A 14434-nucleotide genomic window follows, 5' to 3' on the forward strand; every position below is an offset into this window, starting at 1 on the left:
TTCCTTCCCCGTGGACGAAAGGCGTGCGCCTATGACCGTGTCCTTCGGCGTGCCCGCCCACCTTTCGGCTGGCGACCCGACCGGCAACGGCATCGGCCCGCGGCTGGGCGCGCGGGTGCTGCTATTGGATGCCGATGACCGGCTGTTGTTGCTGCGCGCGCACGACCCGGCAGAGCCCGACCGCCGCTGGTGGGAGCTGCCCGGCGGTGGCCTGCATCCAAGCGAGACCACCGCCCAGGCATGCCGGCGCGAGCTTGCCGAGGAGACCGGGATCGAGCTGGAGCTGAACGCGGTTGGCCCATGCGTGTGGGTCCGGCAGACTCGCTTCGACTTCCGCGGCCGGCAATACCACCGTCGAGAGTGGGTCCACCTGGCCCGGCTGCCCGAGATCGGCGCGCGAGCACGGGAGCGGACCTGCCACACCGCCAACGAGAAGCTCACGCTGCTGGGTGAGCGCTGGTGGTCGGTCGGGGAGCTGGCCGCGGCAACCGGCGAATGGTTCCTCCCGCCCAGCCTGCCGGCGTTGCTCCCCGACATCCTTGCTGGCCGCTTCGGCGATACCCCGATAGAGCTGAACCGGTAACTCCCGCTGGCACGGCTACTTCACAGGCCCATCGAGCGCTCGGCGTGTCACCCCCGGCGGGCTGCTCCGCATCGACAAGCACGCGGTCAAGGCCGAGACCAACCTGGACGGCAAGGACCTGCTGCGCTCCTCTGACCCCCACCTGTCCGCCGAAGACATCGCGCTTGGCTACAAGCAACTGCTGGAGGTCGAGCGGGGCTGGCGCGACATGAAGCAAGTGATCGACCTGCGGCCGGTCTACCACCGCCTCGAAGACCGCATCCGCGCCCACGTCATCTTGTGCTGGCTGGCGCTGCTGCTGGTCCGCGTCATCGAGACCACCCACCGACGCGACCTGGCCGACCCTGCGCCGCGACCTGGACCGCCTCCACGTCGGCGCCTTCACCGGCCCGGCCGGCACCTTCCGCCAGCGCACCGACCTCACCAAGGCGCAACAAGACATCTTCGCCAAGCTCCAGCTGCCCCCGCCCAAGCAGATCATCGAGCTTGCCACCCACCCCTGACCCGGGCAGACAACCACCCTAGAGACACGCCGTTTCTGCGTTCGATCACACGTTCCCGCAGGTCAACACGACGTTCCGTACTCTAGAGCACCATCACATCTGCGTAACGCAAGGGTGGGAGGGCGAGGGAGGCGGGATGAGGGTTCTGCGGGGTCTTCGACTGGGCGGAGCCAGCACGCGCGGTCACGGGGGATGAAGCGGGCAGCCTCGTATTCCCGCCGGTCCCTGGCGGACCGGCGATCTACCGACTGGTCTTCCAGCGCGCCGACAACCACACCATCTACGTCGGCGAGACGGACAACATGCGGCGCAGGATGGGTAGCAGAGCCCGGCCGCGACCAGTCCCTTCCTCTCCTACAGCGAACTCGGCTCTATGCTCGACGAGGGCCGTCGAAGCTCTACAACGCCCTGTCGTCCGTCCTCGGGCTCGACGAGCTGCGCACCGAGCCCGGAGAGACCCTGCCCGGCTGGTATGCCGAATTGACCCGCCCTCTGCCCTCGGAGGGAGTGATCTGATGGCCGATGCGACCGGCTTCTTCGTGCAGTTCCCGCACCCCGGCGGCGAGCACAACCCGCCGGCCGACGACATGCCGTGGAACACGGCCAAGCACCGCCGCAAGTTCCTCATCGCCTCCGGCCGCTACCTCGACGGCGACGACCACATCCGCAAGGCAAAGCTCGGCTTCTGGGCAGAGTGGGAGCCTCCCTCGCGGGTGGAACGGCGCTGGCCCGCCTCCGGCCAGCTGCCTCGGGCGCTGCACCGCCCCTACTGGGTCGAATTCGTTCCGGCACGCCGCGCGGACACGGCCGACCCCCGCCTCCCCGGCCGCCGGTACAACTGCCCGGCATGATCAACCCGTCCAACTGGCGGAGCGCCTGGGGCTCCAAGCGTCCGCTGCCGATGGACACCCTCCGCGCCTCCTGGGAGGTGGTACGCCACCAGATCCTCGCCGCCGACCTACTGCTCGCTGTCCGGCTTCAGACTCCCGACCGCGACAGAAACAGCGACTGGCAGTTGCGGTAGTCGTACTCGTTGACCACGGGACTGTCGCTCATCGTGTTCCTCCGTCCGGTCCCGCCGCTCCCGAATGCAGCTCGCTTGATCCTCCCACCCGCCGGTGACCCTGCGACACTTCCCTCATGAGCAAGTGGAGTCGGGCTACGACTATGGCGACCCGTGCAGCGGGTGGCTCATGAGGCTAACGAGAGACCTGGGCTCCGCCGGCCTCATAGCTGTTCGAGCGCTTCTTCCAGCTCCAGGCGACCTACCTGCTCCTGTGGACGATCACCGAACGGGCTGCGGCGTTCGTCGCCCGACCGATGAGCGCGCGGTTGCGGCGGCTGGAGGAGCTTCCCGAGTACCACAGGCCTTCACGGCCGCCCGCGTGGTGGCCGGCCGAGCGATCACCGTCGTGCCCAACCCAGGTCGGCTGGTCGGCGAGGCTCGAACGTGCCTTCAACGACGAGCTGACGCTGGGAAAAACCATGAGAACCCACAGGTCGTGCGTGTTCCCATGCTTTGTGTGCCCTCGGTAGGGCACGGCAGGGGCACGCGAGGGGCACAGCAGGGGTGCGGGAGGGGCACAGCAGGGGTGCGGGAGGGGCAGGCCCGGGAGGCCCCGGCAGAGGGCAAAGGCGCCGGGCGGGATGCCAGCCTCGTATGGCATTCCCGGCGTCGCCTGCCCTTCGATCTGCCTGAGTTGCCCAGGCGTGCCAAGCATCACGGAGGGGCCTTGCAGGGCCGTCTCGGTGCGAGCGCAGCGGCGGGGGTGGATGACCGCCGGCCGCGGTCCGGCTGCATGGTCCATCTGGACCATTCGGCCAGCCGCCCGGCCGAATGGTCCGCCCAGCCGATGTGGGCGGGCCCTCCCGATGCCACCGTGTCCGCACAGCTTCCAAGCCGCGATGCCGCGCCTTCCAGAGCTGACGGGAAAGCAGTCAACAAGACGATGGCACCGGAGACGGTGGAGTCAGATCGGAGCCTGACATGACCCAGCCCCACCCCTTCCGCCGTGCGCTGGAGGCCGGGGACGTCGAGGCGATGGTGGCCACGCTCAGCCCGGAGGTCGTCTTTCGCGGCCCGGCGGTCCCCCGGCCCATCGTCGGACGCGCCGAGGTGAGCCGCCTGCTGGAGGCCATGGTCGCGACCTTCCAGGCCTTCACGCGGGAGTTCCGCGATGGGCCACGCACCGCGCTGGTGTTCCAGGCCCGGGTCCGCGATCGCTTGGTCCAAGGCGTGAGCCTGCTCGAAGACGACGAGCACGGCCGCATCAAGAAGTTCACCGTGATGATCCGCCCGCTGTCGGGAGGCACCGCGCGCGGTGACGCCGGTGCGCGCACGGCGCGCGCAACTTGGCGTTGGTTCCTCACCCCGCCAGCGACCGACCGCGCCACAACGCCAACGCGGGCCGCAGCCGGTCGGTAGCCGCGCCGAAGTGACCGGCAGATCGGTCCCAGCCTTGGTGACTACGTCGCAGGCCTGGACCCGACGAACCGAAAGGCGACCCACATGAGCAGACTTGACTGGACCTTCGGCGGCACCTGGCTCTACGAGCCCAGGTGGTTCGACTCCCCTGACGGCCGGCTCCACTACGTCGACGAGGGCCCGCGTGACGCGCCCCCGGTCGTGCTGGTGCACGGCAACCCGTCATGGGGTTACCTGTACCGCAACTTCATCGGGCCGCTGGTCGAGGCCGGCTATCGGGTGATCGTTCCCGACCTCCTCGGTGCCGGGCGCTCCGACAAGCCGGACCGGCCGGAGGTCTACAAGATCCGGCGTCATGCCGAACGGACGGAGCAGCTGCTTGAGTCGCTCGACCTTCGGGATGCGACTCTGGTGCCCCATGACTGGGGCATGAACAGCCTGTACTGGGCCATCCACCACCCGGAGCGCCTCCGCGGTCTCTTCATCCTCAACACCATCGCCCATCGACGGCGCGAGGAGATCAAACTCCCGCTTCCGATCAAGCTGTTTCCGGAATCGAGGTACCGGCCCGCTCCTGGTGAAGCGGCTCGACGTCGTCCGGCGCTTCTTCCTGTTCAGGTTCGGCATCGTGCACCGTGACCGGCTGACCCCCGAGATCAAGCGGGCGTACCTCGCGCCGAACCCGACCGCAGCGAGCCGTACCGGGGTGCTGATCTTCCTGCGGGAGATTCCCACCGGTCCGAGCGATCCCGTCTCGCACTTCTGGGGCGAGCTGGAGGACGGGCTCGAACGCCATTTCCGGGACAAGCCCGTCGGCATAGCCTGGGGCATGAAGGACGCTGCCTTCACGCCTGCAGTCCTGGACGAGCTGTGGCTGGGCACGTTCCCCCATGCCGTGGTGACGCGGGTGCCAGATGCCGGCCACTTCGTCCAGGAGGATGCCTACGAGCGGGTCGTTCCGGCACTGCTCGAGCTGCTCGGCAGGGATGACCCAGGCAGCAATGTGCGTGCTACCGGATCGGCAAGGTTGCCGAGACGAGACCGGAACGTGGCGGCCACTGAGGAGCTGGGAAGATGAGACCTCTTGAGATCCTGCTGCTGGTTGCCGATCTGGTGGCCTTCTTGCTGTTGGTGGTCCCGTTGCCCGGCAGGGCACGCGGGCTGCGGCGTGCGGCGCCGATCGTGCTGCTGGCAATGGGCGCGCAGCTGCTGGTGGAGGGTCCGCGCTGGCAGCTGGTCCCGGCGTACGCGCTGGCCGGGCTGTTCTTCCTGGTCTGGCTGCTGCAGACCGTCAAACCGGCGGGCAGGCCCACCGGACGAAGCCGGACCAGGCGGCTTGCCGCCGGCCTGGGTGTCGGGCTGGGCGTCCTCGGGCTGGCGGTGGCTGTCGCGCTGCCGATCGTTCTCCCCGTGTTCGGCTTCCCGCATCCGACCGGGCAATATGCGATTGGCACGGTGACCTACCACTGGGTGGATGCTGGCCGTCCGGAGGTCTTCACCGCCGACCCGCATGACCGTCGTGAGCTGATGGTGCAGCTCTGGTATCCCGCCAAGGCAGACCCATCAGCGCCGCGCGCCGCCTACATCCAGGATGCTGATGCTGTTGCGCCGGCGCTGGCGCGGGCGTTCCATCTGCCGGGGTTCGCCTTCGGGCACTTTAAATACATCACCACCAACGCGATCCCGTCCGCGCCCGTGGCAGCTGACCAGGCCAGCTACCCGGCGCTGATCTTCTTGCACGGGTTTTCCGGCCTCCGCCAGCACAACACCTTCCAGGTCGAGGAGCTGGTCTCGCACGGCTACATCGTCGCGGCCATCGATCAGCCGTATGCCGCCGCGTTGGTGGTCTTCCCGGATGGACGCCAGGCGGTCGGGCTGTCGCGGGACCAAATGAAGCCCCTGGTCCGGGCGAGCTACACCCCGGTCGAAACAGCGCCGACACTTAACGGCCAGACATTCAACGACGGCATCGTGCCTTATCTGGCGCAAGACGCCCGCCTCACGCTGGATCAGCTCGCCGCCCTGAACCAAGCCGACCCAAACGGCATCCTGACCGGGCGGCTGGACCTGCAGCGTGCCGGCATCTTCGGCATCTCGCTGGGCGGCATCGTGGGCGCCGAAACCTGCCGGCTGGAGCCACGCTTGCGGGCCTGCCTGGTGCTGGATGCTCCCATGCCGACCGACGTGGTCCAGGCCGGCTTGCAGCAGCCAACGATGTGGATCACCCGGGATGCCGAAACCATGCGGCTCGAAGGTTGGCCAAAGACAGAAATCGATGAACACCAGACCACCATGCGGGCGGTATTCCAGAGCCTGCCGGGAGATGGTTACTTCGTGCGGGTGCGCGGCATGTTCCACCTCAACCTGACCGACTACCCGCTGGTTTCGCCTCTCATGCCCTTGACGGGCATCACCGGGCCGATCGGCGCGCAACGGGCGCACCGCATCATCAGTGCGTACCCGCTGGCGTTCTTCGACCGCCACCTGAAGGGCCGGCCGGCGACACTGCTCGATGGCCCGGCGGCACAATATCCCGACGTGGCCTTGGAAACCCGCCGACCGTTTTCCGCGCACTGAGGTGGTCCGCCGCCGGTGTGATCGACGTCTGCCGTCGGGTGCAACGGGATGGATCCAACCCGCAACTGGTAGCTTACGAGGCAGGCCGCTTTCGCGCCGCCGTCTGGCTCCCCGTCCTCGAGAGAAGGACCGCCAGCAGCTCGCTCATTCGCGCTGCCGATCGACCGATCATTGGGCTGGGTCCACAGCCTTCGCGCACACCAGGATGAGCCGTTCCGCGGTGACTCCTCCGCTGTCGAAACATGCCTTGCTCGTGCTGGGACCGTCGGGGACGAGGTCGTCCAGGCGGGTGTGGGGCTGCGGACCCGGTCATGGCTGCTTGCCCTCGAGTCGTTGCAGCCCGTCATAGGCGGCGTACTTGTACGTCTCGCTGTAGGTGGGGAGGTTGAAGGTCCGGTCGATGAAGGTGTCGATGGGCTCGCCGGAGCCGATGGCGCCCTGGCCGTGGTGGATCAGCTCCCCGGCGATCTCGCCGACGATGTGGACCCCGAGCAGGCGACGGTCGTCGCGCCGGAAGACCAGCTTGATCAGCCCCTCCGTCGCCCCGGCGATCTGGGCCCGGGGACTGTGCTGGAACCATCCCCGCCCCACCTCGCAGTCGATGCCCGCCCCCCTGGCCGCTTGCTCGGTCATCCCCACCATCGCAGCCTCGGGGATGGCGTAGACGCCGTAGGGGGGCAGGGGGTCCAGGGCCGGTTTGAAGGGGATCCCAAAGGCGTGGGTGGCCGCCACGCGCCCCTGCTCCATGGAGACCGACGCCAGCGCCGGCGGGCCGATCACGTCGCCGGCCGCGTAGACCCCCTCGGCCGTCGTTCGGTAGGTATCGTCCACCACGATCCGTCCCCGGGCATCGGTCTTCACCCCGGCCTCCTGGAGCCCGAGGCCTTCGGTGCTGCCCGCCCGCCCCGCCACGAACAACACCTTCTCCGGATGCAGGCGCTCCCCGCCGGCCAGCGTGACCCGCAGCTCCCCGCCGACCCGCGCGACCCTGCCCGCCCCCGATCCGAGCACCAGCCGCATCCCCATGCCAGCAAACGCCCCGGCCAGCACGTCGGAGATCTCGGTGTCCATGAACGGCAGCACGCGATCGGCCACATCCAGCAGGGTCACCTCGACACCCAGCGCCGTGAACACCGAGGCGTACTCGCACCCCACAGGGCCGCCGCCGATGACCACCATCGACCTGGGGATCCGGTCCAGCCCGATGATGCTCTCCGAATCGTGCACATCCGGGTCGTCGAAGGGGATCTCGGGCGGACGGAGCGGTCTCGAGCCGGTGGCGATCAGGATCACGCCGGCCCGGAAGGTGTGCTCGGAGCCGCCGTTGGACCGCACGAGCACCGAGGGACCGGGCCCCAGCCTGGCCTGGCCGCGGAGCAGTTGGACCCCGTGCCGGTCCAGGTTCGCCCGGACCGACTCCGTCCTGGTCGCGATCACCTCGGCGGTCCGGGCCAGGAGCCGCTCCAGGGCCAGCGAGGGAAGCAGCTGCAGGCTCAGCCCGTAGGTGTCTCGCCTGCGGAACCCGGTGAGGTAGCTGGCCGTCTCCCGCAGCGCCATCGTGGGGACTCCGGCGCTGCGAACCGCCGACCCCCCGGGGCTTGCGGCCCTGTCCACCACGGCCACGCGCTTGCCGAAGAAGGCGGCCTGGACCGCCGCCTTCTCCCCGGCCGGCCCTGCTCCGATCACGATCATGTCGAGCGAGTCGTCCATCTCCATGGTCTCCTGTCTCGTGGCGACCGGGGCCTGCACCGGTTCGACCAGGTTGGGTCAGGAGCCGGGTGCCCGGAAGGCGTCGGCGTGGTCGGCGGCCCACCGGGCGTAGGTCCGCGCGGGGCGGCCGAGGATCCGCTCCACGCCAAGTGCCCGGGTCGGCGGTGTTCCGACCGCTGGGCGGCGGTCGTGGGTCCTGACCGCCAAGCTGTTGTGCAAGGCCACGGTGGCATCGGCAAGGGCCCGTCCACATCGGCTGGGTGGACCATTCGCCCAGCCGGCTAGGCGAATGGTCCAGCTGGACCATGCGGCCGGGCCGCGGTCGGCGGTCAGCCACCCCCGCCGCTGCGCTGCTGGACCACCCACGCGGCGATCTGTGCCCGTGAGGCAAAGCCCAGCTTGGTCAGGATGTGCGCCACGTGGTGGGCGATGGTCGGGCGGCTCAGGTACAGCCGCCGCGCGATCGCGGGGTTGGACAGGCCTTCGGCCACCAGTCCGGCCACCTCCAGCTCGCGAGGCGACAGCGGGCCGGCCGCGCCAGCGTCGCTGGGCGGCCACACACCCAGGCGTCGCAGGACCCGCTCTGTCCGCTGGACGCCAAGGTCGGCGCCGATCCGCTCGAACAGCGCACGCGCGGCCTGCGCCGCCTGCTGGTCCCCGAGCAGCTCACCGCGCCAGCACCCAACCAGCGCGCCAAGCCACGGCCACGGCGCCGCGGTCGACAGCGACTGGGCCTGGGCCGCCCGCTCGGGCGTTGGTCCAAGCCGGAACCGGGCCACGGCCAGCGCCGCAGCGAAGAACCGCGGCGGCTCGCGCTGGCTGGACGCCGCCGCCTCGACGATGGTCGTCGCATCGGCGAGCCGGCCCAGCCGCAGGAGCGCGTCGACGTGCAATGGCAGGAACATGGGGCCCCCGACCATGAGCTGCCAGCCGCCGACCCAGGAATCGATCGAGTGGGCCAGCTGCTCGGCGGCCTCCTCCCACCGACCTTCCTCCCACGCCAGCCATCCCAGCGCCGCAGCGCGATCGGCAACCCGAACGGTACTGCGGGCGGCCTGACTCGCGCCGGGTCGGTGCAGGATCCGCCGGGTTTCCTCCAGATCGCCCCGGTGCAGGTGCAGGAATGCCTCAGCGGCGTCGACCCAGGGGACGGGTGAGGCCGGCCTTGAGAACCGGATCTCCGGACCCACGCGCACGAAAATGGCCTCGGCGTCGTCGGCCCGTCCCCGCAACAGCAGGACGGTACCCCACAGCAGCTGCGCCAGGTTCGCGTAGTCCCAGGCCCCGGCGCGCTCCGCGGCCTGCTGGGCCGCCTCGGCGTCCTCGATCGTCGCCGTGTACTGCGCCACAGAGAACAGGGCGGTCGCCTCGCTGGCGGTCAGACCGTGCGCGCGGGCGAAGGCGGCGGTGTCATGGGATCGGGCGATGGCGGCCTGCCGGTCGCGATCCTGCTGGTAGCCGATGTAGATGTGGGTGTATCGCGCGCGGCACTCGGCCTCCACGTCGCTGGTGCGCCGGGCGATCTCCAGTGCCCGCTCGGTGTGCCGCCGGGCCTGCTGGTCATCGCCGAGGAACCCGGCGACGAATCCGGCCTGGGCGAGCAGCATGGCCCCCTGATCGAGCGCGTCGTGGTGTTCCAGATGCGCCAGTTCCTGCTCGATCAGGGCCAGCGCTTCGCCGACGGCGCCCGTCCAGAACAAGTGCACAGCCAGCACGTTCGCCAGCCATGCCCGCTCGTGCAGGGGCAGACGATCGCGCCGGGACCAGGCGTCCCGGACCAGCGGATCAAGCTCCGTCCAGCGCCCTGCCAAAAACAGCTCGCGGATCGCCGCCTCCTCCAGACCAGCCCGGCGGGGGACCAGCGATGCATGCCTGCGAGCCAGCTGCAGCGCTGCAAGATGCAGCGTGGCGCTGTGGCCCACGTTCCCGGCCTTCCATGCCTCCTCGGCGTCCCCCTCGAGGACCGACAGCGCGGCCTGAGGCTGCCCGGCGCGCTCCAGGTGGCCGGCGACGCGCTCGACCGGGTGCGCGCCGCTGCGGGCCAGCGCCTCGGCGAGCTCCTGGTGGATGGCGCGCCGTCGCTCGGGCGGGACAGCCTGGTAGGCCGCCTCCTGCAGCAGCGGATGGCGGAAGCGCAGACGCCCATCCTCCCGCTCCAGCAGCCCCGCCCACACCAGCGCATCCGCTGGCGGCTCAGGCCGCAAGGACCCGAGCAGGTCCTGGTCCACCTCCAGGCCGGCCACCGCCGCCACCTCCAGCAGGTCGCGTGCGGCAGGGCCCAGACGCTGCGCCCGCTCCTGGACGGTGGCCCGCACGATGTCCGGCAGGGCCGGAAGCGCACCCGAACGTGCGGCCAGGCTCGCCAGCTCCTCGACCAGCAGCGGCGTGCCGGCGCTTCGCTGGACGATCGTGCCCACCAGCCCCTGCGGCAGCGACGGCACCAGGGCGCGGACCAGCCGCTCCCCGTCCGCAGCCGACAGCCGCTCAAGCGAGACACGCAGCACGCTGGGATCCCGTTGCAGCCGGACCAGGCTCGCCCACCAGGGGTGGGCCGCACCGATCTCCTCCTCACGGTAGGTGACGCCCAGGACCAGACCCATCGCCGCAACCCGCCGCGCCGCATACCGCACAAACTCCCACGTCGCCTCGTCCGCCCAGTGCAGGTCCTCCAAGACCCACAGCGTCACGCGGTCACCGGCGGCCTCGTCCACGGTGTCCAGCAACGCCTCGAACAGCACCGGATGGTCGAAGGAGCGGCGCTCCACCTCCCGCGTCGCAGCCAACTCGGGTGCGACCGCCCACAACACCGACGCCCGGGCCAACGCTGCCTGCCACAGCGGCGGCTCGCCTCGCCTGGCCGCCCTGAGCGCATCCGCGACGGCGCCAAACGACAGCGCCGCCTCCTCAGGGAAGGCCCGTCCCAGCAGGACCAGACCACCTCGGCCCCGGTGGGAGCGGCTGAGCTCTTGACACAGCCGCGTCTTGCCGATCCCCGCCTCGCCGGAGATCAGCACGACGCTGCCGGCCCCCGCCGCAGCGCGGCCCATGACGAGCTCGAGCAGCCGGAGATCCGCATCCCGGCCGACGAATGGAACCTGCTGCTGGAACACCGCACATCTCCTGGCCCGAGTCTACCGGCATGATCACCGGGCACCCAGGGCGGCTTGGCCGCGGCCAAGACGGCGGGAGGAGGGCTGCCGAGCGCTCGCTGACGGCGCTGCCTACAGATCGCCGGGCCGACAACCAAGCGTATCGCATGGGGCCGTTCCAGCAGCTCAGAGGCCCATATTTGAGGGTCACAGCGCACCTGGATTCGGTCTAGGATGGCGGCGCCATGGAGACGGAGATGGGTGCGCTGTCGGCATCCGAGCTGGCCGACCTGGCGGGCGTGACGGAGGCCGAGGTCGACCGCCTGGTCGGCCTGGGCATCCTGGTGGCCAGGGACGGAGCTGGCCCGTTCCTGGCGGCCGACGCGCAGAAGGTCCGCTTGGCCACGGCGTGCGAGCGGGCCGGGCTGCCGATGGACGGGATCGCGTCGGCGATCCGGGCGGGCCGGCTGTCGTTCAGCTTCCTGGAGGCCGCCCCGTACCGGCGGTGGGCGGTGCACTCGGCGCGGACCTACCGGCAGGTCAGCCAGGAGACAGGCATCCCGCTGGACACGCTCGGCAGCGCCCTGGAGTCCATGGGCTTTGCCCGGATGGCACCCGACGAGCCGATCAGGGAGGACGAGCTGGAGATCGTGCCGCTGCTGCGGCTCGGCTTTTCCAGTGGGCTCTTCGACCTGGCCTGGACGACCCGGCTCGGCCGGGCCCACGCGGAGGGCCTGCGGCTGGTCGCCGCGGCCTGGGCCGACATCTACCACGCGCGGTTCGAGGGGGCGGTGCTGGCGTCCGGCGCCGACCAGCGGACGGCCATGGAGGTGGCCGCCCAGCTGAGCGTCGACTTCCTGCCGCTGGCAGACCCCGCGCTGCTGGCCATCTACCGCAGGCAGCAGGAGCTGGTGTGGACCGAGGACCTGGTCGAGCGCATCGAGAGCGAGCTCGAAGCGGCGGGGGTGCTGGGGCGGCCCGGGCGGGTCCCGGCGATGTCGTTCCTGGACCTGGTGGGCTACACGCGGCTCACCGAAGAGCAGGGCGACCGGGCCGCGGCCGAGCTGGCCGCATCCCTGGCGGTGCTGGTCGATCGGTTCTCGCGCGAGCACGGCGGGGTGCCGGTGAAGTGGCTGGGCGACGGGGTGATGGTCCACTTCCGGGAGCCGGCGGGGGCGGTGCTGTCGGCGCTGCGCATGGTGGAGCAGCTCCCCCAGGCCGGCCTGCCGCCGGGGCATGTCGGGGTGGCGGCCGGGCCGGTGGTGGTCCAGGGTGGCGACTACTTCGGCCGCACCGTGAACCTGGCCGCCCGGATCGCCGCCCGCGCCGGCGCGGGGCAGGTCCTGGTCAGCGACAGCGTGGTCGAGTCGGCCTCGCCCACGGGCGTGAGCTTCGTGGAGCTCGGCAGGCTGCGGCTCAAGGGGATCGCCCGTCCGGTACGGGTGCTGGAGGCCCGCGGCACGTGAGATCCTCTCTGCACCGCCCGACGGCGAGCCGGAGGACGCCATGGACGAGATGACGGTTGGGATCGCGGCCCTGGAGCGCACGCCGCTGTTTGCGGGGCTGGACCGCGAGGATCTCCAGAAGGTCCTTGGCTGCAGGCAGCGCGTCTCGTTCGAGCGTGGCCAGGCGATCGTCGAACGGTGGGACCCGGGCGACGCGATGTACATCATCGTGTCGGGTGCCGCCGAGGTGGACGTCGGCGGGCGGTTCCACCGGCTGGAGCGGGGCGACTTCTTCGGCGAGATGGCGGTGCTGGCCAGCGAGCGGCGCGAGGCGACCGTCAAGGCCGTGGAACCGGTCGAGGCGTTGCGGATCCCCGCCCACGGCCTGCAGGCCTTCCTGCTGGAGAACCCGAAGGTCGCGGTCGGCATGCTCAAGAGCCTGGTGGAGCGCCTGCGCGAGGTGCAGGATCGTCTCGACACCTGGATCGGTGGGGTCTGGTGATCGTACCGAGAACGCTCCGCCAATCGACGCGTGACAGTACATCGACTCATCGGACCGGCAGACGACGCCGGTCGCTCAGGCAGCGGTCTCGTCGTGGCGGTGCCTTGCCACCGCTTCCAGCATGCCCCGCTCGACCCGGTCGCCCGGCACGACCGCGACCCGGCAGGGCGTGACCGCCCGCAGGGTGGCCGTGCGCCGCCCCCCATCCAGCAGGGCCATCTCTCCCAGGACGGCACCCGGCCCGACCTCGGTCACCGGCCGGCCGTCACGCAGCACCAACAGCACCCCGTCGAACAGCAAGAACAGCCTGCCGCCAGGCTCACCCTGCTCGACCAGGTGCTCGCCCGGCTGGAGCCGGACAAACTGCGGGTGGGAACCGATGATGACGGCTGACAGCTGCCGCTCCATGGCCGACTCCACCGCGGTCACCAGCGCTGGCGACTGCTCGCCACCCCACGGCGTGTGGTGCCCGAACGACTGCCGATACCAGGTCTGGAAGTCGATCAGGCCGCTCTTGGCGACCAGCCGGCCGGTGTGGTCGTAGATCCAGTGCCGCGGGAACGGGCTGGCGCCGATTACCTGGAAGTCGGAGCGGCCGTCGGTGTGGATGGTGAGTGACAGCGTCGTCCACACCGTTGGCGCAGCCAGCTGCACGAACGGCCTGCGGCGCAGCAGATGGGGCGCAGCCACGCCGGTGCGGCCGCCCGCGGTCTGCGCAAAGCGCACCCAGCCGTGCCCCACCTGTGGCCGTGGACGCAGGTCAGGGAAGGCCGCCCCCGGGAAGGTCACCCCGGCGGACGCCAGCCGAAGGGTGGTGCTGCCGATGTGGCCCTGGCCCAGGTGTCCGTGGGCAGCGATGCGCCCATCCTCCACCTCGATGAAGGCGCGCAGCTCGTTGACGAAGCGGGCCCCGCCCCTGGCCAGCAGACCCGCTGGGTCGTGGAGTTGGTCGGGGGGCGGCGGGTCGTAGTGGGCGACCCCGCTGGCGAAGGCGAGCTCGGGCAGGGCCTGGACGGCTCCCAGCGGGAGCCACGAAACGGAAGTGACCGAGGACTCGATTCGCATGGCACCATCCTTTGATCTGTCCCTGCGGCACGTTGCCACCGACCGCCTCCAGCGCCTCACGGTGGACGGTGACGACGTCGGAGTTGCCGACGACCGCAGTCAGGTTGTGCCGACGCTGAGCGTCGGCTCGAACGAGCAGGCGGCCGGTACTGCCGGTCGCTGGGAACCCCAAGCAGTCTCACCGGATCGGGAGCTGCTTGGTCGCCTTGGGGCTTATGTCTGTGTGGATGGCTCCCAGTGGTCGTGGCGGGCGTAGCGGGGCTGCCAGATCCGCCGGTAGACCACCCGCAGCGGCGGCGGGAGCTCCCCAAGGACCGCCTTGACCTGCTCGGGGGTGGCCTCATCCAGGAGCCACGGGAACAGCTGGGCGCCACTGCGGATACCGGTCCTGCGGCGCTGGTCGTTGCCGAACGCCCGCCACTCGGCCTGGGTGAGGGACTGGTCGATCAGCGGCAGCACGTCGCGCTCCTCGTGGGTCAGGTGGCCGTACAGCGCGCTGGCCAGGGCATCGACGGTGTCCCCGAGGCGCTGGTGG

Annotated in this window: 12 protein-coding genes and 1 pseudogene; 9 read left to right on the forward strand and 4 right to left on the reverse strand. The window is 70.5% G+C overall.

Features of this window, described 5'->3' with window-relative positions; translation table 11 throughout:
- Positions 1–31 precede the first annotated feature (31 nt).
- The 7 genes and pseudogenes from VG276_00465 (at position 32) to VG276_00495 (ending at position 6088) form a co-directional block, all read left to right on the forward strand.
- Positions 32–583, forward strand: coding sequence for an NUDIX domain-containing protein (locus VG276_00465; protein ID HEV8647894.1), 552 nt, complete (start codon positions 32–34; stop codon positions 581–583).
- Positions 584–626: 43 nt separating this feature from the next.
- A pseudogene (locus VG276_00470) lies at positions 627–1086 on the forward strand (transposase).
- A 515-nt stretch (positions 1087–1601) separates the two neighbouring features.
- Complete coding sequence (locus VG276_00475) at positions 1602–1937, forward strand: hypothetical protein (protein ID HEV8647895.1); 336 nt, start codon at positions 1602–1604, stop codon at positions 1935–1937.
- A gap of 1136 nt (positions 1938–3073) precedes the next feature.
- A complete protein-coding gene (locus VG276_00480; protein ID HEV8647896.1) occupies positions 3074–3511 on the forward strand; it encodes a nuclear transport factor 2 family protein in 438 nt (145 codons plus the stop codon).
- 84 nt (positions 3512–3595) lie between these two features.
- The gene (locus VG276_00485; GenBank protein ID HEV8647897.1) at positions 3596–4150 is read left to right on the forward strand and encodes an alpha/beta fold hydrolase; all 555 of its coding nucleotides are present in this window, start codon (positions 3596–3598) and stop codon (positions 4148–4150) included.
- Positions 4140–4589, forward strand: coding sequence for a hypothetical protein (locus tag VG276_00490; protein HEV8647898.1), 450 nt, complete (start codon positions 4140–4142; stop codon positions 4587–4589). Before VG276_00485 ends, VG276_00490 begins: the two co-directional genes overlap by 11 nt.
- A complete protein-coding gene (locus VG276_00495; GenBank protein ID HEV8647899.1) occupies positions 4586–6088 on the forward strand; it encodes a carboxylic ester hydrolase in 1503 nt (500 codons plus the stop codon). The genes VG276_00490 and VG276_00495 overlap by 4 nt, the downstream gene beginning before the upstream one ends.
- Before the next feature lie 309 nt (positions 6089–6397).
- Here the strand turns inward: VG276_00495 and sthA are convergent, their stop codons facing one another.
- On the reverse strand, positions 6398–7798 hold the full coding sequence (sthA, locus tag VG276_00500) for a Si-specific NAD(P)(+) transhydrogenase (GenBank protein HEV8647900.1): 1401 nt from the start codon (positions 7796–7798) through the stop codon (positions 6398–6400).
- Positions 7799–8127: 329 nt separating this feature from the next.
- On the reverse strand, positions 8128–10908 hold the full coding sequence (locus tag VG276_00505; protein HEV8647901.1) for an AAA family ATPase: 2781 nt from the start codon (positions 10906–10908) through the stop codon (positions 8128–8130).
- Positions 10909–11144: 236 nt separating this feature from the next.
- Between VG276_00505 and VG276_00510 the strand changes: the two genes are divergently transcribed.
- Positions 11145–12353 carry an adenylate/guanylate cyclase domain-containing protein gene (locus VG276_00510; GenBank protein HEV8647902.1) on the forward strand — a complete coding sequence of 403 codons (1209 nt, stop codon included), beginning with the start codon at positions 11145–11147 and terminating at the stop codon, positions 12351–12353.
- A 40-nt stretch (positions 12354–12393) separates the two neighbouring features.
- Positions 12394–12834: a cyclic nucleotide-binding domain-containing protein gene (locus VG276_00515; protein HEV8647903.1), complete on the forward strand. Its 441-nt coding sequence runs from the start codon at positions 12394–12396 to the stop codon at positions 12832–12834.
- Positions 12835–12909: 75 nt separating this feature from the next.
- Here VG276_00515 and VG276_00520 read toward each other — a convergent pair whose 3' ends face one another.
- Together VG276_00520 and VG276_00525 are read right to left on the reverse strand one after the other, a co-directional pair.
- Entirely contained in the window at positions 12910–13899 is a 990-nt protein-coding gene (locus tag VG276_00520; protein HEV8647904.1) for a cyclic nucleotide-binding domain-containing protein, read from the reverse strand.
- Between the two features lie 213 nt (positions 13900–14112).
- The coding region (locus VG276_00525) for a hemerythrin domain-containing protein (protein HEV8647905.1) at positions 14113–14434 on the reverse strand (322 nt) is incomplete at its 5' end.

The sequence above is a fragment of the Actinomycetes bacterium genome (genome assembly GCA_036000965.1).
Classification (GTDB): Bacteria; Actinomycetota; CALGFH01; order CALGFH01; family CALGFH01; genus DASYUT01.